Genomic DNA, 25204 nt, shown 5'->3' on the forward strand with positions numbered 1-25204 from the left:
TTATATTTGAAGTGTTTTATTTACTTCTTCAAAAACCTCCAATTTATCAGCAAGTACAATTAAGGTGTCTTCGGCTCGAATTTCTGTAGTTCCATTAGGCGTAATGTAACTGTTATTTCTAATTATCATGGCTATTATGGCATTTTTGGGAAAACCTAATTCTACAATTTTTTTGTTTACCGCGAAACAGTTTGCTGTAACGGTAATTTCTTTCATTTGTGCTTTAGGGTTTTCAGTTAAAAGTAAATCGTTAGCTGTTAATTTTTTTACTTTCTCAGGCAATGCAACATGTAACCATTTAGCAACAATAGATAGGGTAGTACCTTGTATTAAAACAGAACTTACCGAAATAAAGAAAACAATATTAAAAATCATATTGGCTTTATCTATTCCAGCAAGTAAAGGATAAGTGGCAAATACAATAGGTACAGCGCCTCGTAAACCTACCCACGAAATATAAAAGCGCCTACGTAATTTCATTTTAAAAAACATTAAACTTAAAAAAACGCCAACAGGTCGCGCTATAACTATTAAAAATACAGAGATAAGTAAACCAATACCCATGTATGGAATAATTTGTTTCGGGAAAACAAGTAAACCAAGCGTTAAGAATAGCACAATTTGCATTAGCCACGCCAATCCATCGTACATTTTTAAAATGGTTTTTTTATGAATTAAATCTTGGTTGCCTAAAAATACAGCACAAATATAGATGGCAAGAAAACCATTACCTCCAACAAAATCTGTCGCTGAAAACGTTATAAACATTAAAGCTATAACTAAAACAGGGTATAGCCCTTCAAAATCTAGCTTTATCTTGTTAATTATGTATTTGCTTAATTTACCAAAACCAAATCCTGCTAAACCACCTACAAGCATTTGTTGAAAAAACATTGGGATAATAGACACTAAACTTTGGTCTTGGTTTACCACTAATGTTAAAAATGCTAAGGTTAAAACATAAGCCATAGGGTCGTTACTTCCGCTTTCTAGCTCTAAAGTAGGTCGTAAATTCGTTTTTAAGGCAAGGTTTTTAGATCTTAAAATTGAAAATACCGCAGCGGCATCTGTAGAAGAAACAATAGAACCTAACAGCATACTTTCGTAAATGGTAAAATCGGTTATAAAGTATACAAAAGTACCAAGCGAAACAGCTGTGAGTAACACACCAACAGTAGAGAGCACTATGCCCTCTTTTAAAATAGGTTTTACACCTGCCCAATTGGTATCTAATCCACCAGAAAACAAAATAAAGTTAAGTGAAATTATACCAATAAATTGAGCCATTTGTGGATTATCGAAATTTATGCCTCCAATGCCATCTGACCCTGCAAGCATACCAATGGCTAAAAACAACAATAATGTTGGAACACCAAATTTATACGATGTTTTACCAGCCATTAAACTAATAAATAGCAATAAAGAACCTACTAAAAGTATATTTTCTATGGTTAAATTCATTAAGGTAATTAGTTAATTAGGTAGATTTTTAAAACGATTAAAATAAAAGATAAATATACTTTAAAAAGTAAAGAAAATTGGTGTTTTTATGCGAGTTATTTATTTTTCTTCACACGTTTTTCAGCTAATTTTTTCTTTAATATAAACTTGTATTAGTTTCTTCGATTCTAACTTAGGGTAGTGCTATAAAAATTATTCTAGAAACTTTTCCTTTAATTCAGGGGTAGGTATCATGCAAGCTTCTTTTTTTCCATACCATTTGTAACGATTTTTAGCTATAAAATCGTAAACAGCGTTACGTATAAACGTAGGAATAATTAAAAAAATACTCATTACATTTTGAGGAAATCCTAAATTGGATGCAATTTTTAAAGCTGCTGTACTTTTATACTCTATACCTTTATTTGGAGTGTAAAGTAAAATAGAATCCGTTTTATTGGTATCTATTTCAAACAGATTAATAATTTGTTTTCCAATGTCGCTTTGTAAGGGAGCAAACAGAAATACATCCCTTTTATCGTGCTTAATAATGTATTGCACGGAGCTATCGCAAAGGTTACAAACACCATCAAAAAGTATTAGTTTTTTGTTATCTGGTATAGGTATTTCCATATTACAAAGGTAGGTGTTTTACAAGCTATTTAAAAAACTTCCAAGGTCTGTTTCTTTTTCGAGTTTTAGTTTCTTTTTAAGGCGGTATTTACTTTTTAAAACACTTTCGGGTAAAACATTAAGCATCGATGCAATTTCTTTGGTAGATAGGTTCATACGCAAAAACGAGGCTAATCGTATTTCTTTCTCTGAAATATCGGCATAAATGGCTTTTAGTTTATTGTCGAAATTATTGTGTACTTCAGAGAAGTAGCTTTTAAAAACTTCCCAGTCTTTGTCTTCGGCACTTTCTTTTTTAAGTAACATAACTAAGCGTCTAAACTCTACTTTAAACAATTCCGGAGATTGTTTTATTTTTTCTAAATTTTCTTTTAACTCTTGAATAAATGTATTTTTTTGCACTAAATGCAAAGTTTGGCTAGCGAGTTCTTTTTGTTTGAATTCTATTTCTTGTTTGTAAATTTCTTCTTGTTTTTCGCGTGCTAGCTTATTCTTTTTGATACGTTGTTTAAACCCAAAATAGAGTAGACCAGCAATTGCTAAAAACGAAAACATACCAATGGCATAAAGGGTTTTTATAAGTTTATCGTTTTCTGCTTGAACATTTAAAGTATTTATTTCTTCATTTTGTAGAGCAATTTGGGCTTCTTTTTTTTCGGTTTCGTAAATGGTTTTTAATTCTTGAATTTGTTGAAATTTTTTAGAATTAAACAAACTGTCATTTAAAGTTTGATATAATTTAAGAAATTCCAAAGCATCGTTGTTCTTGTTTTGAGATTCAAGAATTATGGATCGTTGTTTATATAAGTCGGCAAGATGAGATAATGCGCCAATTGATTTTGAAATTAATATGGCGTTCTTATTTTGTTTTAGTGCAGCATTGTATTTTTTTAAATGAAATTCAATTTTAGCTAAACTGTAAGCGGCGTTTATAATTCCTATTTTAATGCCTTCTTTTTCTGCAATTAATTTTGCTTCATTTACAATTTTTATAGCGTCTGTATAGTTTTTTTCAATACGCTTTAATTCGCCTAGGTTATGCAAGGCATTGGTTAAACCCATATTGTCTTCTACTTTTCTAGCATTTTCAACGGCAAGTTTATAAAAATGTTCTGCCTGTTCTAAATTATTTAAGTTTTGATAAGATATACCTATTGAATTTTGAGTATAAGCCATATAAAAAATTTCATTAAATCTTTCGTATATTTCAAGGGCTTCATTGAAATATTTAATAGAGGACTCATGATTTCCTAAACCACTTTCAATGTCTCCAATTTGTTTTAAAACATCTGCTTTTCTAGATTCATGATTAATTTCTTCAAAACAATTAAGAGCTTGTAGAGCATAAATTAATGCTGTTTTAAAGTTAGCTTTTTCAATATAATTATTGGCTAAAGAATTGTATTGAGCCCCAATAAATTTAGTTTTTGATGGACCACTTTTTTCGTATTTTTCTATCAGCTTAATGTTTTCTTTTGTAATGTTTATGGCCTGATCAAGATTTCCTATGGTTGATTCAATTGACGCTAATGAGTGATTAACAAAAATAACCCCTCGAGTATGGTTTAATTCAGAAAAGGTTTTTTTTGCAATGTTATAATGATACAATGCCGAATCATTTTCATTTTTGTTTGCCAAATAGTCGGCAATGTGCATGTTCCCAAGAGCAACACCTTTTTTGTAGTTTAATTGTTCTGCAATTTTTAATTCTTCTTTAGCGTATTTTAGCGCTTCTTCAGGTTCAGAAAACATTAATTTTTCATGTAGCCTAGTTAAAATTTTTATTTTGGTTGTGTCATTTTCTTTTTTCTTTTTTAATTCGGTTTTCAAACTATCAATAAGTTTTGTGTTTTGAGAAAAACCTATTTGAACAAAAAGGATAACGAATAGAGCGTAGTGTAACGGTTTCATAATTATGGTTATTAGCTAGCACTAAGATACTTATTAAATCAATTCAAAATAAACGATTGTCCGTTGCTTAAAATGCGATTGTCCATGTAAAATCTATGTTTTGAGTATATTTTAAAATATGCATATTATATTCAAGTGGTTGATTTATAGGTGTTTAATTGTAATTTGCCGTTTTCTTAAAAACACCATGTCCATGTGCTATTTTAGGTAAAACCCAACTACTTGTCCATACTTTGTCCATACCTAAAATTAGAAAATAGCTTGTTTGCCATGTAATTTTGAAGTGTTGAATCACAAAAACTAATATTATGAAAACAAAGCTATTATCAACAATTCCCCAATTAAAATTAGCCTGCTTAGTTATGTTTTTATGCATCTTTAGTTGTAGTAAAGAAACTATAGATGAGATAGGTAAAAGTGTTTCTGGCGAAACAGCCGAAGCTATTGAAGATTATTTAGCAAATTTAAACTACAATCCAGACGATTTGTTAAATGTACAAACCACTACGGGTACAAATAACTATAACTCATCAGAACAATCTAGCAGATACCAAGGAATGGTAAACCAGTGTATTACGCAATATTACAATATTCGTTCAAATTTTGAAGACGTTGTTATGTTCGATCCCGGAAATGGTGTTATTTACCCTGGAGCATTGGTAATAGGCAATAGTGATATGTTAGGAGGTGCGCCACAGCCATTACAAGTTCCACGGGCTGCAGCAAGTTTAAGAGTAGAATTACCTGGTATTGGTGAAGATGGAAATATTATTATTGATAATCCTGGGCAAAATACAAATGTGCAAGCTGGAATTGATAAAGCTTTGGAGTATTGGAATGCAAACGTGCAAACACAAGGTTACGAAATTGATGCCGATACTTATTTTGAAAAAACCGAAGCATACTCATCCGAACAAATGAGTTTAGATTTAGGCATTAGTGGCGAATGGGCTTCAGGGTCTAGTTTTGAGTCTAGTTTCAGCTATAATAAAACAACCGAAAAACGTGTTGCAGCGTTGTTATACCGACAAATTTTTTACGAAGTTACCATGGATACGCCAGAAACACCATCGGCTGTGTTTGGTAGTAATGCAGATTTAGAAACTATTGAAGCTGCCATGAATAGCGATAATCCACCAGCTTATGTGCACTCTGTGCAATACGGTCGCATAATAATGATAAGAATGGAAACCACCGATACCGAAACTGATGTTAGTTTGGAAGCAGCACTATCTTACGCTACGGGCGCTGGTGATTATGATGGAACGTTATCGGCAAGTTATAAAAAAGTAATTTCGAAATCTACATTTAATGTGGTAACTATTGGTGGTAATGCCGAAGTAGCAACAAGCGTTATTACAGGCGATAGCATTGAAGAAAATACCGAAGGTGGATTAAATTATGTAATTACCGAAAATGCGCTTTATAGTCGCCAAAATCCAGGTGCGCCAATAGGTTACACCATTAAATATTTAAAAGACAACCGTATTGCAAAAATGGGTTATAACACCGATTATCAAATTGAAACTTGTGGCGAATTTCCGTACGATCATAAAAACGTTTATGCAAAACGTACTACTGGACTTTACAGCATAAGATTTAGATATTCCTATTTCGGTGCAAATGACGACGACGACCGCAAATATTCTGGTTGGACCACTTTAAAAGACCAGAAAGTAAACTACTCACAAAGTCCGCCTAACGGAGCGCACGATATAAAAGTGCAGTTTCAATTATGGGATTTAACTTGGAAAACTATGGGAGAATTTGATTTAGATTATGTAACAAGAAACTACTATTTTGAAGCTTATTGCTCTAAAACCTTTGCAGGGTTTTGTACTGAAGTTTCCGTAAAAGAAATTTAAACACTATATTTTTATTAATAAAACAGCTGGCACCTTAAGTTGGGATTCAACTTGGTGTTGGCTGTTGCTTTAATTATGCTCGGTAACTACTTTGTACAGCGTAATTTGTGATGCTTTTTCATAATCGTCGTGCCAACCAAAATAATTTCCTGTTTTAAAATAATTTTCGTGTACATAGCCATTGGCAACATAGTCGTAAACAAAAGTGTAATCAATATCAATGCTTTTCGCTTCGCAAATTAAGGCATAATAAAACTTGCCATTTTCAATTTTAATTTTAAAAGTAAAAATATCATTTCCAACATTGGCAACATCAATTTTATCGTCGAAAGCACTTGTCCATGCCTCGCCAGCATCTGGTTTTGTGTAATAGTCAAGCTGAATGGTTCCGCTGTTCCATCTAATTTTTACTGTGGCCGGATTTCCTGAAATACCTGTAGATTCCTTTCCGTGTATTTGGGCGATAATGGTTCTTCCGTTGCCTTCTACGAAATCAACCTTCATGGTGGTTTCTAAAATATGAGTTCCGGTTTCCATCGACCAATTATCGGTGGTTGTTTGGTTTCCTTGCCAATATTCACGAAGTTCTGTCCTGCAATATTTATCACCTAACTCAGACTCGCCAGACGTTGTATAACCTGTAAATTTGGTATACAAGGTGTAGCTGCCATCATCATTTTTATAAAAATATTCTTTTTGGGCAGTTGTTAAGTTATTGTTTTCAATAGCTTCATAAAAAATAGAAGTTGCGCTACCATCTCCACGATTTATAGGCACCGATAAATACCAGTTTTTCCAAATTATATTTTGGGCCTCATCATCATTGTTAGTTTCATCATCATTCTCTTCAGAATCATCTATTTCTTCTTCCATTATAATGTCTTCTTCTTCAGTAATATTTTCCGAAGAACTGCAATTAAATAAAAAACAGATTAGCAGGCTTAGTGTGTAGTTGGTAATCAATTTCATTTTATTTACAATATATTAAATTTATTTTTTAGCTTCAACTAATTCTAATTGATCAATGCTAACATTTGTGGTGAACATGCCGTAGTTTACTACAGCTTTATTTTTTTCTATTTTATCAATCGAGCCAACCGATCGGCCATCCTCTAAACGGACACGATCGCCAACTTTTAAAATTGGTTTTGGCTTGGGTGGTTGTTTCGCCTTAAGTTCTTTTTCCTTTTTCTTTTTGGTTCGAATGACTTCAACCTTTTTTTCAACTTCTTGTTTTACTTTTTGCTCTTTAGCTTTTTCAACCTTTTTTTGCTTTGCTGTTTTACGCTTACGTTTAGAGTTTTCAATTTGAACCAATTTAAAAAGCTCGCCCATTAACTCGCGTTTTTGCTTGTTGTTGAAATATTTTTCGGCTAAATCGTCAATTTTTTGTCCTAAGTAAATTAAACGTTGATTGCTATCGTATAATTCTTGATAGCTTTCTAATTTCTTTTGAATTTTCCCGTTAATTTCTTCAAGTTTATCGGCTTCTTCGCTTTTCTTTTTCTCGTTAGCTTTTAACGATTCTCCTGTTTTTTGAAGCCTCGATCGTTCTTTTTGAAGCTTTGCAATTGTAGCATCAAACCGTACTTTGCTACGTTCTATCTTCTTTTTAGCTCGATTAATTAAACTATACGGAATACCGTTTTTCTGAGCCACTTCAAAGGTAAAACTACTTCCGGCTTGACCGATAACGAGCTTAAACAAAGGCTCTAAAGTTCGCTCATCGAACAACATGTTGGCGTTTAACATGTGTGGTAATTCGTTGGCTAAAATTTTAAGATTAGAGTAGTGGGTTGTTATTATGCCAAATGCTTCCCGATGATAAAATTCCTCCAGAAAAGTTTCGGCCAAAGCGCCACCCAATTCAGGATCACTACCTGTACCAAACTCATCAATTAAAAACAACGTGTTTTTGTTGCACTTACGTAAAAAGTAATTCATTTGTTTTAACCTGTAACTGTAAGTACTTAAATGGTTTTCAATGGATTGATTATCGCCAATATCGCTTAAAATTCTATCAAAAATATAGGCCGAACTACGTTCGTGCACGGGAATTAACATGCCACTTTGCAACATGGCCTGAAGTAAGCCAATGGTTTTTAAGGTGATACTTTTTCCTCCGGCATTTGGTCCGGAAATTACAATAATGCGGCTATCTGCTTTTAACGTTATAGTTTGCGGATAGGTAACTTCTTTTTTCTTTAAGTTATTTAAATAGAGTAGCGGATGGTAAGCATCTCGTAAAAACATACTTTTATCTTCCGAAAAATGCGGTAAAATAGCATTTAAAGATTGAGCGTATTTCGCTTTCGCGGAAATGACATCAAGTTCAATTAAAAAGACTTGATAATCTTTTAAAAGCGGTAAAAACGGACGAATATAATTGGTAACTTCTTTTAAAATACGAATAATTTCTTCTTTTTCTTCGTATTCTAAATTGCTTAATTCTCTGGTGTGCTGTAATGTAGTTTCTGGTTCAATATAAACAATACTTCCTGTTTTACTACTGCCCATTATAGAGCCTTTAACCTTACGACGATACATGGCTTTTACAGCTAAAACACGGCGGTTTTCAACAACAGTTTCGCGAATATCATCTAAATAATCTAGATTATTATAGGTTGTTAATGCCGAAGTAAAACTGGCATTAATTTTACCTTTTATAATGTTTATAGCTTGCCTTAACTGTTCTAAAAGCGGAGAAGCGTTGTTTTTAATTTCGCCAAAGCGGTCTACAATACTGTTTATTTTTTCAATAATGAGTTTTGTAACCTCGATATGTGAAGCAAAAGCACAAAGTGTTGGATAATACTCTTCGAACTTTTTTAAGAATACAACAATTTCGTTTGCTGTGGTTGATATGGCTACAATTTTTTTTAAGCTATGTACTTCTAAATAAGTGTTTTCAATTTTTAAAAGCTTAAGCTCTTTTGTAATATCATCGAAACCATGATTTGGTATGCGGTTTTCGTTGGTAAATGATGCGACATATTCGTTGGTTAGATTTAACGAAAAAAACAGTTCTTCTTTAGTTTTATAAGGTGAAATTTCCAGCGCTTTAGCATGGCCTAATTCGGTAATACAATGTTCGCTTACCTGTTGTAAAACTTTAGGGAATTCTAAATCTTGTAATGTTTTTTCGTGAATATGAATCATTCTTTTTACTAAACCGCTTTTATTGAAGTTGCAAATTTAAGCAATTACTTAACAAGTTTAATCACGTAACGTTTGCTTCGTTATAATGATTTATTTAACAGAGTGTTACTTTAGTTTAACAAAAATGTAACAAGCCCGAAGACTTTTTAGAATATTTTTACAATATAAGTTTCATCAATCATCAAACCATCAGTTACTTAGCTCAATTAATTTGATTTAATTGGGCTTTTAACTTATATAATTCCAAATGTTTTTAAACTTAGCGAGTTGCTTATAAGTATTTAAAATGACTTGATTTTCTGGAGCAGATAAGTTATTGTCGTTTTGCAAGGTTTGTTTGGCGTAATATCTAGCACTGTTTAAAATAGCATTATCTTTTACAATATCTGCAATCCTAAGGTTTAAAACACCACTTTGTTGTGTACCCATTAAATCTCCAGGACCGCGTAATTTTAAATCCGCTTCGGCAATTTCGAAACCATCGTTGGTGCGTACCATAGTTTCTAAACGGGTTTTACTATCGTTGCTAAGTTTATGTCCAGTCATTAAAATACAATAGCTCTGTTCTGCACCACGACCAACACGTCCGCGTAATTGGTGTAGCTGCGACAAACCAAAACGTTCGGCACTTTCAATTATCATGACCGAAGCATTTGGCACGTTAACACCAACTTCAATAACGGTTGTTGCCACCATAATTTGTGTCTCGCCTTTTATAAAACGTTGCATTTCGTATTCTTTATCGTCGGGCTTCATTTGACCGTGAACAATAGAAATTTGATATTCGGGCATGGGGAAATCTCTAGAAATACTTTCGTAACCATCCATTAAATCTTTGTAATCCATTTTTTCGCTTTCTTGAATTAATGGATACACAATATAAACTTGTCGACCTTTTTTTATTTCATCTCGAATAAATCGGAAAACATTTAGTCTGTTTTTATCATAGCGATGTACGGTTTTAATTGGTTTACGTCCAGGCGGCAATTCATCGATTACAGAAATATCTAAATCACCATAAACAGACATAGCTAATGTTCGTGGAATTGGAGTTGCAGTCATCACTAAAATGTGAGGAGGAATATAGCCCACCTCAGTTTTTGCTTCTTCCTCATGGGAGGATTGAGGAGGGCTTGTTGGCCCTTTTTTCCATAATTTGCTTCGTTGTGCTACACCAAATCGATGTTGCTCATCGACAATAGCGAGCCCTAAATTTTTAAATTTTACTTTGTCTTCAAGTAAGGCATGAGTGCCAATTAATATTTGTAATTCGCCATTTTCAAGACTTTCATGAATTTTTCTTCGTTTTGAAGTTTTAGTTGAACCTGTAAGTATTTCTATATTGATATTCAGTTTTTTACAATATTCCTGTAATCCGTTATAATGTTGAACTGACAAAATTTCAGTTGGCGCAATTAAACAGGCTTGGTAATCGTTGTCAAGCGCCATGAGCATTGACATTAGCGCGACTATGGTTTTACCAGAACCCACATCGCCTTGTAAAAGTCGGTTCATTTGGGCTTGACTACCTAAATCGGCACGAATTTCTTTTAAAACACGCTTTTGTGCATTGGTTAAATTAAAGGGTAAATGCTCGCTAAAAAAGGTATTAAAATAGTTGCCAACTTTTTCGAATGGCAACCCTTTAATTTTCTTTTTATGCATTAAATTTTTAATGATTAATTGTAACTGTATGTAAAATAATTCTTCAAATTTTAATCGAAATTGAGCCTTATGAAGTAGCTCGCTACTCTTAGGAAAATGAATGTTAAAAAGGGCTTCAGATTTATTAATTAACTTCAATTCATTTAAAATAGGCTGCGATAAAGTTTCAACAAAACGGCCTTTGGTTTCAATAAAAAGTTGTTGCATTATTTTGCTAACCACTTTATTGGTAATGCCTTTATTTGATAACTTTTCTGTTGAAGGATAAATAGGCTGCATAGCCGAACGAATGTTTTTTTCATGTTCTTCTTGTAACTCTAACTCTGGATGCGCCATATTAAATTTACCGCTAAACCAATTTACTTTACCAAAAGCAACATAAGGTTTGTTGGTTTTAAGGTTGTCTCGAATCCATTTTTGGCCACGAAACCAAACCAATTCCATAACACCTGTGTCGTCTTGAAAATTAGCAACAAGTCGTTTACCACGTTTTTGAGCCACTTCTTTAAATCCTGTAATTTTTCCAACAATTTGTACATCGGCATTGGTTTGTTGTAATTGATTAATCTTATAATAACGTGTTCTGTCTATATATCTGTTTGGAAATAAGTTAATTAAATCTTGATAAGTGTAAACACCCAATTCGCTTTTTAGCAAAGTAGCACGATTAGGCCCAACGCCTTTTAAATAATCTATCGGTGTTTGAAGGTTAACAGACATAAAAGCGAATTTAAGTTATTTCGTTTAAGATTAAAAGTGCTATTTTGGTCTTATGCTTGATGAAGTTATTTTATGAAAAATGTATTGTATTTTGTTTTTGGATGCTTTTGTTGGTTTGGTTTTTCGCAACAAACTGATTACGTTGATTTTAAATCGTGCAGAGCTTCAATTGCCTTTGGCAACCTTCAAAATAAAGAAGTAAAAGGAAAAGCGATTTACGAGTTGAAAATATTAAAAGACACCGATTCTGTTTTTTTAGATGCTCAAAATTTTTCAGAAATTAAATATATTTTAAATGATGCCATCGAAGGCCATTTATACGATGGTAAACATCTTATTGTAAAACATAAATTCAAAGCAAAAACAAGACATAAATTAGAAGTAATTTGGGAAACTTCACCTAAAAAAGCCATGTATTTCATAGATTGGCACGATGTCACTTCGAGTGATTTTGAAGTTAATCAAAATCGTATCGAGAAGGCAATTGTGGTAAAATCTGGTCAAATTTGGACGCAAGGACAAGGTAAATACACCAGTAATTGGCTCCCAAGTATCGACGATATGAACGATAAAATAGAGTTCGATTTAAATATCACCTTCTATAAAGATTACCAAGTTATTGCTAATGGAAAATTAATAGGAAAAGAAGAGCGTCTTAATAAAACCACTTGGCATTACGACATGCGTAAACCCATGAGCAGTTATTTAGTTGCACTAGCTATTGGTAAGTACAAGAAAAAAGTTGAAATAGCGAAAAGCGGAATTCCACTAGAAATGTATTATTATCCCGAGGATTCTTCAAAAGTAGAGCCAACATACCGCTACACAAAACAAATGTTCGATTTTCTTGAAGATGAAATTGGAGTTGCCTATCCTTGGCAAAATTATAAACAAGTTCCTGTAAAAGATTTTTTGTATGCCGGAATGGAAAACACAAGCTGTACTGTTTTTTCTGATGCTTTTATGGTTGATGATATTGGTTTTGTAGATAAAAACTACGTTAATGTAAATGCGCACGAACTTGCACACCAGTGGTTTGGCGATTTAGTTACTGAAACTTCGGGAACGCACCATTGGTTGCAAGAAGGTTTTGCTACGTATTATGCTTTATTGGCGGAGAAAGATGTGTTTGGAGAAAACCATTATTACTGGCAACTTTACGAATATGCGCAAGAATTATACGAGCAAGATAAAGCCGGGGCAGGAACATCTTTACTAAACCCAAAAGCCAGCAGTACTACATTTTATAAACGCGGTGCTTGGGTATTGCATGCCTTACGAGAAAAAGTAGGAGATAAGCCATTTAAAAAAGCGGTTAAAAGCTATTTGAAGAAACACAAATTTGAAAATGTTGAAACCAATGATTTTATAAATGAAGTTGAAAAATATAGCAAAACTGATTTATCGGAGTTTGTTGAAACTTGGTTAATGGCCGAAACCTTTAATTATGATGATGCTTTACAGAGTTTAAAAAAATCGGCTTATATAACCGAGTATCTTATGGTAGATTGCGAGGTTTATAGCTCTAAATGTGTAGACTATTTGAAGTATTACGCTTCCGATGAAGCTAAAGCTAAAGTAGTATCGCAAATTCCAAATAAAATTACTGCTACCGATTTTAAGAATCCTTTAAAAGTGCGTCAAGCCATTGCAAAATATGTGACTAACATTTCGCCATCAATAAGAACGGAGTATGAAAGTTTGCTCGACGATAAATCGTATGTAACTATTGAAGCGGCATTGTTTAATTTATGGAGAAGTTTTCCGCCACAGCGCCAAAATTATTTGAATAAAACCAAAGAAGTAATCGGCTTTAACGATAAAAATGTTAGACTTTTATGGTTAACCTTGGCATTAGTTACAGAAGACTACGAACCTGAAAACAAAACAAAATATTTAAATGAGCTTACAAATTACACAAGTCCAAACTACGGTTACGAAACCCGAATGAATGCATTCCAGTATTTACATCAAATAAAAGCCTGTAATGCTGAATGTTTAAGCAATTTAGAGCAAGCAACAACACATCATAATTGGCGTATGGTAAAGTTTGCTAAACAAATGCTGAGTGTTATAAAACCCAAATAACTATTTCCTACGCTCCATTCTAGCTGGATCTCTACAAATTAAACATCCAGCTAAATAGGTTAGTGATATTTCGTAAACACCGTTCGTGTTTCCAATTTTTGTGGTATTAAAATCGTAAGAGAAACCAAAGCGTAATTTTTCATATTCTAAACCAATAAAAGTATTGACAGATGTAAGTAAATGACTTTGCGAATGATTTTTATTCGGGTTTGTTACGGCCGTTGCACCAACAAATAATTTACTAAGTTTTATGTTTGTTCCAATATCTAATCGGTTGAATTCGCCTTGTTGCATGTAATTTAGTGACACTTGCATTTTGTTACGGTCTAAATACGGGAATTTATAATTAGCATGAACAGAGTAAAAAATATCTAAAGGCACATGACTGTTTTCAACAAACGAAATATTTGGTCGGTTAAGGTGTTTTATAGCAAAACCAAACCATAAATCGGTGTCGTTGTAAATATTCTGTTGGTCGAAAACAAAGCCGGCTGTAAAATCGAAAAACGTTTTATTATCGTTGGCATTCATGGCAAACGGATCGGAAGAGGAATTTCTAATTGTTCCGCTATTAATATTTAATTGGTCGCCCAAAACAATACCACTAAAATCGAACGATCGCGTTCCAAAACCTAATTCTACAGCGGGTCTAAACGCCCAATCGTTCCCTAAGCGTACAATATAAGCGTAGTTTACATTGGCTTGTAAATGGTTAAAATTGGTATTGTTTTCATGCTGATTTAAAATACTAAAGCCAACGCCGCTATCTAAATTTTCAATCCACGTATTTATAAATGCGTATTGCGTATTTATTCGTAAATCTAAACTAGGCCATTGGGTACGATGTAATATGCCGAAATAAGTGGCGTCTTCAAAACCAGAAAACCCTGGATTTAGCGTTTCTGGAACCAAAAAGTATTGTGTAAAAACAGGATCTTGAGCTTCGGCTTTAAAAAATAGACCACTTAAAATTATTAGGATAGATAGTTTTATTTTCCTCATGTATAGCAATTTATTTTAATGCTGAAAAAGCGCCTTTTTTAGTAATAGTTTCACCGTACAGTGTTTTAGCAGTTAAGGTGTAATAAAAGTTTCCGTTTTCGGTATGGTAGTCTTTTACCGTGCCGTTCCAACCTTGCAATGCATCACCGGTTTCAGAAAAAATTAAACTGCCCCAGGTGTTAAAAATGCTAAAGGTCATATCGGTTAACGCCTTAGTTTTAGGAACAAAATAATCGTTAATACCATCGTTGTTTGGGGTAAATGTGTTAGGCACCATAAGGTTGTAGCCTTTCTCGATAGTTAAAATGATTTCTTTGGTATATGCACAACCAAAAGGATAAGTTACCGTTTGAATTATGGTATAAGTACCTTCGTTATTGTAACTATGAGTTGGACTTTCGTCGGAAGAAAAAGTGCCATCACCAAAATTCCAGGAAACCGCTTCGAAATCTCCTGTAGATTCATTGGTAAATTCAATTGGAATTAATTTTGAATAAAATCCGAAATTTATAAAGCTTTCGGAGGTTTGGGTAAAATCAGGATAACCCAAAACAGGAATTTCAACTTGATACGAGTATGAAATTGAACATCCCATGCTGTCGGTAACATCAATGATAGTTAAACCATTTTGGTTGGTGCTCATAAACTCATTATTTGCTCCAGAAACCGTTCCGCTAGACCATTGTATGTCATAAGGTGGTACGCCACCACTAGGCTTTGCTTCAAAAGTTTGATTGACTTTGCGAGTCACGCAGTCGTGTATGGTATGTGTTTCAACATCAACTACTAAAGGTTCAAATCGATTAATGCTCCAACTACCAGAAACATCGCAACCATTCGCATCGGTAACAGTAACCGAATAATCTCCAGGAGGCATATTACTTAAATCTTCGGTAGTTGCGCCGTTAGACCATGAATAAGTAAATGGCATTGATCCTCCAGTAACCATAAGATTTATGGCGCCACTTTCTGGAATATCACAATCTAAGGCATCAGTTGTGTTAGCCGTTAAATTTAGTTCGGCAGGCTCTGTAATTACAAATGTTTCTGTAATGGTACACGGTGTGCCATCGGTAATTGTAACGTTGTAGGTTCCTGGCCCAATATTATTTCGTTCTACGCCAGCAGTTGGGTCGTCGTCCCAAACTAAATTTACAGGATCAATACCGCCTTCAAAATTAAGAGTAATTCGTCCGTCCATAGCTCCAAAACAACTTACATTGCTTGTAGTAGGGGTAATTCTAAATAGCGGAGGCTCTTCAATTACAACAGAAGCTTCTTTTACACAATTGGCATCATCGGTTACTGTAATTATATAAGTTCCTGGTGATAAATTATCTTGTACCATACCCGAACCTAAGTTACTCCATGTTACGGTATATGGCGCTACACCACCTGTAATCGAATTAATAGTAATAACAGCATCATTATCGCCGTAACATTTAATTTCGGTAGCGGAATAATCAATTATAATCTCATCGGTTTGATTTACTATAACTTGAAGCGTATCGGTACAATTTGATTTATCGGTAACTGTAACCGTGTATGTACCAGCGAATAAATTAGAAATGTTTTGATTGGTACTCGAATAACCATTTGGACCAGTCCAAGAATAGGTGTAGTCAAAAACGCCTGTGCTCACCTCGGTTGGTCGTCCGCCATTAACGTTGATATAAATTTCACCTGTAGCATCGCCATAACAAATTACATCAACTTTTGAAGCTAAAGATGCTTGTAGTTCTGCGGGTTCAATTAATTGAAATGTTTGAGAAATACTCGGACAATTATTAGCATCGGTTACTGTTATTTCATAGTTTCCAGGGCCTAAATTGGTTAAATCTTCGTCTGTACTAAATGGATTTCCGTTTAATGTCCAGTTATAAGTGTATGGTGTTGTACCGCCAGAAATATCAATACCAATAGAGCCATCATCTGCACCAAAACAAGAAATGGTTTCAGCATCAAAAACGACAGCACTAAAAATAAGTTCTTCTGGTTCTGTAATGGTGTAGGTGTTGCTATAAGGGCAACCACCATCGTCGTTAATGGTTACAGAGTAATTTCCAGGACCTAAATTACTTATGTCTTCATTTGAGCTTGTAAATCCGTTAGGACCGGTCCAAGCGACTTGATATAAATTACCTGTTGTAAATGGTACGCCTCCTGTAATAGAAATATCTATCGATCCGCTTTGCGAATTGTAACAGGTACTATTAATTATAGTTTCAGAAACACTAATCGAAGGGTTAACCGTAATAGTTACTGTAAAAGGTAAACCAACGCAATCTCCTGAAGTAGGCGTTACAGTATAAGTTACTGTAGCTGGGTTAATAGTAGTATTGGTAAGAATCTGACTAATGCTTGAAGCGCCAATGGTTTCGATTGAAGCTCTTGTAATTGATCCTGTTGGTGTGATAGTTGGTGTGTCCCAAGTATATAATGTATTACTAGGAACAGTGTCTCCATTTGTTTCATTGGGAGTAATATCAAAAGCAACACCACTACAAATCGTTAAATCGAAATCACTAATACTTGGTGTTTCATTAATAACATGTTCCGTCACATTCGATGTAATTTGAGTACATCCACCAGATGAAAAGGTAATGATTACGTAGTAATAAGTGGTTCCAACAGTATTTGAAGGTGGTGTAAATGTCGCATTGGTTTCTCCAGAAATTGGCATTCCTGTTGTGGCATCATTACTCGAATTACTATACCATTGGTAATTTGCTGTACCAACACCATTGGTATAACTCACCGATAAAGTATTAAACGTTTCACCAAAACAAATAGTTTCAGAAGCGGGTTGGTTGGTTATATTTGGTGCTGCATTTACGGTAACTTCGGCAGTTTCACTTGTTGTGTTACACCCTGGTTCGGTTTGAGTAATTTCACAGTAGTAATAAAGCGTTCCAACAGTAGTCGTTGGAGGTGTGTAGGTGCTGCTAGTTGCGCCTGTAATTAAAGTACCACCAGTGTTTGAATTAGTTGTGTTGCTGTACCATTGGTAAGTGTATGTTGTTCCTATACCTCCCGAAACTACAGCTTCTAAGTCTTGTGGTGTAATTCCTTGACAAAGTGTTTGCGTTGCTAATGGCTGGGTTGAAATTGTTGGAGCATTTACTACAATAACCTCCGAAACGGCGCTTGTAATATCACCACAACCGCTTCCGTTCAGGGAAATGACAACGTAGTAATAAAACGTTCCAGCCGATGAATAGATTGGTGGAGTGTAAGAAAGATCATTTGCTCCAGAAATAGCTGTTCCACCAGTATTACTATTGGTCGTGTGGCTATACCATTGATAACTAACTGTTCCAGTTCCCCCGGAATGTGCAACGGTTAAAGCGTTGTTTAATTCGCCTCCTACACAAAGACTTTGTGTATTGATTGGCTCAGTATCTATTTGAACTCCTTCAACCACTTCAATTCTTGCTGTTGTTGAAGCAATTTGGTTACAACCAGCTCCGGACGAGCTAAACGAAACAACACAATAGAAGTATATAACTCCAATTGTATTGTTTGGTGGTGTGTAAGTATTTGAGGTTTCTCCTGTTAATTCTGTTCCTGAAGTAGTATTATCAATAGTATTGCTGTACCATTGGTAACTAGGGGTGCCAGAACCATTTACAGCAACTGTTAAAGGTGTAATTGTACCGTTTAAACAAACCGTTTCTGGTTGCGGTTGAGTTATGAATTCTGGTGCAGGCTCTACAGTTACGGTGAAAATCACTGGTGCACCATCGCAACCATTTAGTGTTGGTGTTACGGTATAAGTAACATCTTCTGCTGTAGTTCCTGAATTAAAAATGGTTTGTACAGGAATCGTATCTGTTCCCGAGGTTAAAAATCCAGTAACGGTAGTAGGAGCAGTGGCGGCCCAAGAAAATGTAGTACCGCTTAAATCGGATGTTAAAACAACCTCATTGGTGTCGGTTCCCGAACAAATAGTTTGGGCTAAATCGGTATTAGTAATGGTTGGCACTGGGTTTATAGTAAAATCGTATGTTGCTGTTACAGTATCGCAGCTATTTGTAACTTCTAAGGTTATGGTATAGTCTCCGGGAGTATCGTAATTAATTGTTCCTGGGTCTAAAGTATTAGCTGTAGTTGGGTTTCCACCAGGGAAACTCCATGCATAAGTTATGGTTTCAGAAGTTGGAGCACAAGTATTAACAGAAGCAACAGGATTGAATGAGGCCATGCCACAAAAATCGTCTATTTGGTTAATTGTGGCTTGTGGGGGCTCTTTTACTTCAATAGTTTCAGTGTGCATACTTTCGCCGCATGCGTTGGTTGTTGTTAACGTTAGTGTGTATGTTCCTGCAGTTGTGAATTCGAAAGAAGGCGCTGCGGAATTTTCATCTGTTCCATTAGTATAATTCCATTGTGGTGTTGTTGTTCCGCAAAGTCCTTGATTGTAATCAACCTCCCAAAGATACGTTTCACCACCACAGCTTTGAGTATAATCGGTTGTGTTGGTGACTTGTACATTTAATGGAGAACAACCATTGTCAGTGCTTAAAGTGAAATCGGTTATTAATTCTGGTTCAATACAAATGGTATTGGTAACAGTGTTTGTCGTGCCACAAAAGTTCTGAGAATATAATTCAATGGTATAAACACCTGGACTTGTGTAGGTATGCGAGGGGTCACGTAATGTTGAGGTGGTTCCATCACCAAAATCCCAATAATAACCAGCAGAAGTATCGCAATTTTGGTTATAACCGGTTGTTGAGGTATTGGTGAATTGTACCGGCATATTTAAACACCCATTTGGGTCGTTTGTAAAAGAAACATCAGGTTTTTTTAAAATAATAATAGGCCCAGCAGTTAGTGTTGTTTCTCCACAAGAAGTAGTAATATATAAAACAGCGGTATAGCTATAATCGGGACAATTTGATTCTGTATATTCATGCGGAATTGGGAAATCATCGGAATTTGCTGGATTAGCAGCATCAAAATAGGCAGAAGCTTCTAATTGTTGTTGTGAGTAAGTTATAATGGTACCGTCACCAAAATCAATATAATAATTTGTATCTGGCGGATTAGTTCCCCAAGAACCTATTGCAAATTCAATAGGCGCAATTGGTGTACACAAATTAACAGTATTTCCGGGGTTTACAATAGCGCCAGTTGGGTTGCTTGAATTTTTTACTAAATACGTTATTTTATTTTCGCAATCGGTACCATGTGCAGTTATGGTCATATTATACGATCCTAATTGAGCATAAGTATGTGTTAGTGGGAAAGTAACATTGGTTTCTGTATTATTATCGCCCCAATTTATATCATACGATGTAATACATCCACCGTTTGATTGGTTTCCAACATTAATGGTATAAGTAGGATCTGAAGTATTGTTGCCACAATTATCAAAATGTGGAGAAAAATTTGCTTGGGCATCAATATCATAAAAACTAAGGTTTGGTTTACGTAAAACCGGAACTTGTTTGTTTATGGTTGTAGTTTCGTTGTTGCTATCGGTTACAGATAACGTTACATTTACATTTTGTGTGCCACATCCAACAACATTAAAGGTATGCGATGGTGTTGCACTTGTGCTTGTGCTTCCGTCATCCCCAAACGTCCATAAGTAAGTATATGGGGCGTTACCAGAAACTGTTGAGGTAAAATCTACTTGAGTACCGGAGCAAGCACCACTATTGTTAAATGTGAAATCTACTGTGGGCGGCGCAGAAACTTCTGTCGATCTATTATTGTTTTTAGGGGTTTCTAAAAGGAATTTTTTATTTAAAGCGAAAAAAGAAACACTAATTATTAGAAACGCAAGTACTGTAAGAAAAGTAGTTTTTCTCATAGAAAATAAAATTGTTAATAGCTGAAACTAAAATAGATATTCTTTTTTTAAATAGATGTAATTAAAAGATATATGTGTACTTTTTTAGGTTAAAATACCTAATATTGGGTATTTATTTCGGCTTTAAAAGTTTAAAACATTCTAAGCCTAAATTACTTTCATATATTTACAATAAAAACGAAATAATTGAAGGCATTAGTAATTTCTGGAGGAGGTAGTAAAGGCGCTTATGCAGGTGGCGTTGCAGAATATTTAATAAAAGAACAAAAGCGCGATTATGATTTGTTTTTAGGAACATCGACAGGGAGTTTGTTAATACCTCATTTAGCGGCTGGTAAAATTGATGAAATTCATAAAGTTTATACCAGTGTAAACCAAAATGATATTTTTAGTGTTAATCCTTTTGTTATTCGAAAAAAAGGCGATCGACAATTTGTGTCTATAGATTTTTTAAATTCTATATGGCAATTTATTAAAATGAAGCGGACTTTTGGTGAGAGTAAAGCCTTAAGAAAACATATTAAAAAGCATTTTACAGAAGGTGATTTCGATTTAATAAGAGCTACAAAAGAAGATGTTGTGGTAACGGTTTCAAACTTATCTATGAATTGTGTGGAATATAAATCTATAAATGATTTTACTTATGAAGAGTTTTGCGATTGGATTTGGATTTCCTGTAATTACATTCCCTTTATGTCGTTAGTTAAACGAAATGGTTTTGAATATGCCGATGGAGGCTTAGGTTGTGTAGTGCCTATTAGAGAGGCTATTTTACGCGGTGCCACCGAGGTTGATGCTATTATTTTAGATACAGAAAAACTGATTTACAATAAAATACTAGGGAAAAACCCGTTTTCTTTATTAATTAATTTATTCGGACACTTACTCGATCAGGTAGAACGTAGCGATATTGTTATTGGCAAGTTGGCAGCTAAAAATAAAAATGTACAATTGAATTTATTTTATACGCCATCACGATTAACCGAAAATGCGTTAATATTTAATAAAAAACTTATGAAAGAGTGGTGGCAACAAGGGTTTGAATATGCTAAACACAAATATTCTGAAGCACAATCGAACGAATTACGCGAATAAATTTACCAAATACTTGAAACTTCGTCTTTAACAAAAGCCAAAGCGGCGTCGCTTGGAGATTTACGTTCCATCATTTCATTTAACAAAACCTCACGTAACTTATTTGCAGTATCAGTCTTTTCAAGTAAACTGGCTTTTCTAATAAGTTGAATTGTGGCGTTTTTTGCGGCCGTAATAATATTCCAACATTTATCGCTAATATAGATTTGCTGGGTTAGGTTATGTTCAAATTCTTGTTCAATACTTTGTATAAGTAAACTTTCGTAGGCTTCTTTATTGTCGCTAATAGGAGCAACCCGAACCAAAAGTTTAGCAGGAGAAATTCGCTCTAAAAATAACACCATACGTTCGTAAGCTTGCAAACGTGTTGGTAAAGCATTTACTTGTAAATCTTTTTTTAGTAAAAATCTACGTCGTCCATCTTCGTTTTGTGTGTGTGTTTTAAAAAAATAGTAAGCAATTAAACCTGTAATAATTGTAGGTATGCAATATAGGGCTAAGTCTATTATTCGGTCTGTCATTATGTTATTTGTTATTTTTTTTAATTCCGCCTAAATGTATGCAATCTTTCAAATCTTGCATAGATGTAAAAGGCACAGCAACTTTATTATATTGGTAAGTACCGCTTAATTGTTTCGATAAGTTATGGTCGTCTACATTTACCTCAATATCATCCATTGTAAACTGGCAAGGGTGTTCATAACCTGCAGCATGTGTTATTTCTATAAATTCCTTTTTAAAAGTCTTGAAATATTGCGCTAGTCGTTCAGATTTTAATGGTACATCAATACCTTTTTGTAGCCATTTACTTTGTGTTGCTACTCCAGCAGGACATCTGTTTGTATGGCAAACTTGCGCCTGTATACAACCAATACTCATCATGGCTTCTCTGGCAACATTTATACAATCCGCACCCATAGCAAATGCCATGGCTGCTTTACCAGGAAAGCCTAATTTACCACTTCCAATAAATACAATACGCTCGGTAAGTCCTTTTTCTTTAAACACTTTATATAAATCGCCAAAACCGTAAACCCAAGGTAACGATACATGGTCGGCAAAACTTGGAGGTGCAGCACCAGTACCACCTTCACCGCCATCTACAGTAATAAAATCGGGGCCTTTTCCTGTTTTTTTCATTAAATCGGCTAATTCTTTCCATTGGTTAAGTTTTCCAATAGCAGCTTTTATACCAACAGGTAAACCAGTTTCTTCGGCAATTAGCTCTATAAAATCAACCATTTCTTTTACATTAGAAAAGGCAGAATGATTTGGAGGCGAAAGTACATCTTGCCCCATAGGGACATGGCGTATTTCAGATATTTCTTTTGTTATTTTACTAGCAGGTAAAACACCACCTTTACCGGGTTTTGCACCTTGTGATAATTTTACTTCAATAGCTCGTATAAACGGATTTTTTTCAACTAATGTCTTTAGTTTTTCTAAAGAAAAACTTCCATCATCAGCTCTAACACCAAAATAACCTGTACCAATGTGAAAAACCACATCGCCACCATTACTATGGTACGGAGATAAGCCGCCTTCTCCAGTGTTGTGGTAGGCATCTGCTAAAGCAACACCTTTGTTTAAAGATTCTATAGCTTTAGCAGATAACGAACCAAAACTCATGGCAGATACATTAATTATTGAAGCTGGCCTGTAAGGTTTTTTACGTTTGTTAAACTCACCCATAACTTTTGCACAGGGTAAAAAAGACTTGTCTAAAGCATTTGGGTGCTTTTCATTAATTTTAAACGGAAACATGGCGTTATTAATAAAAATATGCTGATGTGCGTAAATGTCGCGATCTGTACCAAAGCCCTCATAATTATTTTCTTTTTTTGCAGAAGCATAAATCCAACCACGTTCTATTCTGTTAAAAGGCAGTTCTTCTCGGTTGTTGGCAACTAAATATTGTCTAAGTTCAGGTCCAATACTTTCTAACCAATACCTAAAGTGCCCTACAATGGGGAAATTATGACTAATAGTATGAGAGCGTTGAATAAAAATATCGCGAATTGCAACAATAATAAGTATTATTAAAACCCATGCCCACCAAGAAATGCTTGATAAAAAATCTAAAATAACTGTCATCCTTCTTTCTTTAAAAAGTAAAGATATTTTAAAATAAATTGTTCCCCAAGAAACGAAAACATATCTTTATAAAATGCAATTAAATTTTAAAAAAGCATCACTTTTTTTAGCTGGTTTTATTGGGTTAATTACAATTATCACAATTATTTTAAATTTTATTATTTCAAATAAAATAAAAACCACCATATCAGAATTACCTAGCCATATTGAAGTAACTTATGAAGATGTAAACACGAATATTTGGTTTGGTAGTTTCTCTATTAAACATCCAATAATTGTTGTTAAAGGTCAAAATACAAATGAAAATTTATTAGAAACCGAAGCCAAACAGTTTAAATTAGAAGGGTTTAGTCTATGGAAATGTTTTTGGGATAAAAAAATAGATATTGAAAGCATTGGTATTAATAACTCAGTATCCAAAATACTTTATAATTCAGTTTTAAAAGAAAATGATTATAAAAATGAGTCATCAAAGTATTTAAAAAACAATTTTTTAATCAATCATATTTATTTAAATGATGCTAACGTATTAGTAAAAAATGTTGAAAATGATTCTATAATTTTTAGCGTTTCTAGTTTAAACTCAACTGTTAAAGGGTTTGAAATTGATGATTCGAATGTTAATTATCAAAATTTTGTTTTACAAGGAAGTGACATGTTTTTTGCCGTTAATGAGTTTGAAAACTTGAATGTATCAGAATTTAATATATCAAAAAATCAAATAACATTAAAAAATGTAGGTTTAAATACTAAATATTCTAAAACGCAATTATCATCAATTTTAAATAAGGAACGCGATCATATTAAAGCAAATTTTAATGAAATATTATTCAGTGAATTAGATTTAAAGTTTACTAAAGGTTTTAGTTTGTCCGCAAAAACAACTGAAATTAACACGCCTAAAGTTGAAGTGTTTAGAAATAAATTATTGCCAGACGATTTTAAAACAAAACCTTTATACTCAAAGCTTTTGCGAGATTTAAACTTTAATTTAAATATTGATGACTTAAAAATTAGCAACGGACAAATAATTTATTTTGAAAAAGTTAATAACGATAACAAAACACCTGGAACTATTAGGTTTGATGATTTAAATGCGCAAATAAAGAATTTAGGAAATGTAAATACCCTGAAACCGGTAAGTATTAAGGTTGATGCATTGTTTATGCAAGAATCTGATTGTCATGTTAATTGGCATTTTAAAGTGGCAGATACTACTGATGCTTTTGTGTTTAAGGCTGATATAAAAAACTTAAATGCTTCAAAAATAAATCAATTTATTGAGCCAAATTTAAAAGTGAAATTAAAGGGGGAGTTGCAACAAACTTATTTTTCTGTGTATGGTAATAACAATATTTCGAATACAGATTTAAAAATTAAGTACAATAACTTTGAAGTATCAGTTTTAAAAGAAAATGGCAAAGAAAAACGTAAGTTATTATCTGGCTTAGTTAATTTATTTGTGTTAAAAAACACTAATGATAACTCCGATAATTTCCGTTACGGTAAAGCCGAAAATATTATACGAGAAAAAAACAAGTCTGTATTTAGTTATGTTTGGTTAAATGCTAAACAAGGGTTGTTGTCTGCCATGACTGGTAGTGAAAAAAGGGATTAATATTACCATGATTTTCATTTTTTAAAATCTAGTTAAGAGTTTATAATTTAAAACTTGTACAGCCTAATTTGTTTATAAATATTAATAAAACTG

General features: G+C 33.8%; 15 protein-coding genes. 4 read left to right on the forward strand and 11 right to left on the reverse strand.

Translation table 11 applies throughout. The annotated features are described in order from the left end of the window. The 4 genes from LG651_RS08785 to LG651_RS08800 all read right to left on the reverse strand — a co-directional run bounded on the left by LG651_RS08785 (position 1) and on the right by LG651_RS08800 (position 4279). The gene (locus LG651_RS08785; protein WP_226695764.1) at positions 1-1461 is read right to left on the reverse strand and encodes a potassium/proton antiporter; all 1461 of its coding nucleotides are present in this window, start codon (positions 1459-1461) and stop codon (positions 1-3) included. 192 nt (positions 1462-1653) lie between these two features. Next, positions 1654-2073 carry a thiol-disulfide oxidoreductase DCC family protein gene (locus tag LG651_RS08790; protein WP_226695765.1) on the reverse strand — a complete coding sequence of 140 codons (420 nt, stop codon included), beginning with the start codon at positions 2071-2073 and terminating at the stop codon, positions 1654-1656. An 18-nt stretch (positions 2074-2091) separates the two neighbouring features. Next, complete coding sequence (locus LG651_RS08795; protein WP_226695766.1) at positions 2092-3984, reverse strand: tetratricopeptide repeat protein; 1893 nt, start codon at positions 3982-3984, stop codon at positions 2092-2094. A 154-nt stretch (positions 3985-4138) separates the two neighbouring features. Further along, complete coding sequence (locus LG651_RS08800; RefSeq protein WP_226695767.1) at positions 4139-4279, reverse strand: hypothetical protein; 141 nt, start codon at positions 4277-4279, stop codon at positions 4139-4141. 13 nt (positions 4280-4292) lie between these two features. Between LG651_RS08800 and LG651_RS08805 the strand changes: the two genes are divergently transcribed. Beyond that, positions 4293-5849, forward strand: a complete 1557-nt coding sequence (locus tag LG651_RS08805) for a thiol-activated cytolysin family protein (protein ID WP_226695768.1) — start codon at positions 4293-4295, stop codon at positions 5847-5849. A 69-nt stretch (positions 5850-5918) separates the two neighbouring features. On the opposite strand, the gene LG651_RS08810 is transcribed toward LG651_RS08805, so the two are convergent. The 3 genes from LG651_RS08810 to recG form a co-directional block, all read right to left on the reverse strand. Then, on the reverse strand, positions 5919-6818 hold the full coding sequence (locus tag LG651_RS08810) for a polysaccharide lyase family 7 protein (RefSeq protein ID WP_226695769.1): 900 nt from the start codon (positions 6816-6818) through the stop codon (positions 5919-5921). Between the two features lie 21 nt (positions 6819-6839). Beyond that, positions 6840-9008, reverse strand: coding sequence for an endonuclease MutS2 (locus LG651_RS08815; RefSeq protein ID WP_226695770.1), 2169 nt, complete (start codon positions 9006-9008; stop codon positions 6840-6842). A gap of 228 nt (positions 9009-9236) precedes the next feature. Then, entirely contained in the window at positions 9237-11393 is a 2157-nt protein-coding gene (recG, locus tag LG651_RS08820) for an ATP-dependent DNA helicase RecG (RefSeq protein WP_226695771.1), read from the reverse strand. 72 nt (positions 11394-11465) lie between these two features. Here recG and LG651_RS08825 point away from each other — a divergent pair, with 72 nt between their 5' ends. After that, positions 11466-13481, forward strand: coding sequence for a M1 family metallopeptidase (locus LG651_RS08825; protein WP_226695772.1), 2016 nt, complete (start codon positions 11466-11468; stop codon positions 13479-13481). On the opposite strand, the gene LG651_RS08830 is transcribed toward LG651_RS08825, so the two are convergent. After that, entirely contained in the window at positions 13482-14483 is a 1002-nt protein-coding gene (locus tag LG651_RS08830) for a PorP/SprF family type IX secretion system membrane protein (protein ID WP_226695773.1), read from the reverse strand. Positions 14484-14493: 10 nt separating this feature from the next. Next, the gene (locus LG651_RS08835) at positions 14494-20304 is read right to left on the reverse strand and encodes a PKD domain-containing protein (protein ID WP_226695774.1); all 5811 of its coding nucleotides are present in this window, start codon (positions 20302-20304) and stop codon (positions 14494-14496) included. 186 nt (positions 20305-20490) lie between these two features. On the opposite strand from LG651_RS08835, the gene LG651_RS08840 reads away from it, so the two are divergent. Next, a complete protein-coding gene (locus LG651_RS08840) occupies positions 20491-21399 on the forward strand; it encodes a patatin-like phospholipase family protein (protein ID WP_226695775.1) in 909 nt (302 codons plus the stop codon). Positions 21400-21401: 2 nt separating this feature from the next. Here the strand turns inward: LG651_RS08840 and LG651_RS08845 are convergent, their stop codons facing one another. Next, positions 21402-21920 carry a DUF7935 family protein gene (locus tag LG651_RS08845; RefSeq protein WP_262905109.1) on the reverse strand — a complete coding sequence of 173 codons (519 nt, stop codon included), beginning with the start codon at positions 21918-21920 and terminating at the stop codon, positions 21402-21404. A gap of 4 nt (positions 21921-21924) precedes the next feature. Further along, the gene (locus tag LG651_RS08850; RefSeq protein ID WP_226695776.1) at positions 21925-23493 is read right to left on the reverse strand and encodes an FMN-binding glutamate synthase family protein; all 1569 of its coding nucleotides are present in this window, start codon (positions 23491-23493) and stop codon (positions 21925-21927) included. A 73-nt stretch (positions 23494-23566) separates the two neighbouring features. Here LG651_RS08850 and LG651_RS08855 point away from each other — a divergent pair, with 73 nt between their 5' ends. Beyond that, a complete protein-coding gene (locus LG651_RS08855) occupies positions 23567-25111 on the forward strand; it encodes a hypothetical protein (protein WP_226695777.1) in 1545 nt (514 codons plus the stop codon). Positions 25112-25204 lie beyond the last annotated feature (93 nt).

It is taken from the genome of Neotamlana sargassicola (assembly GCF_020523965.1).
Lineage (GTDB): Bacteria > Bacteroidota > Bacteroidia > Flavobacteriales > Flavobacteriaceae > Neotamlana > Neotamlana sargassicola.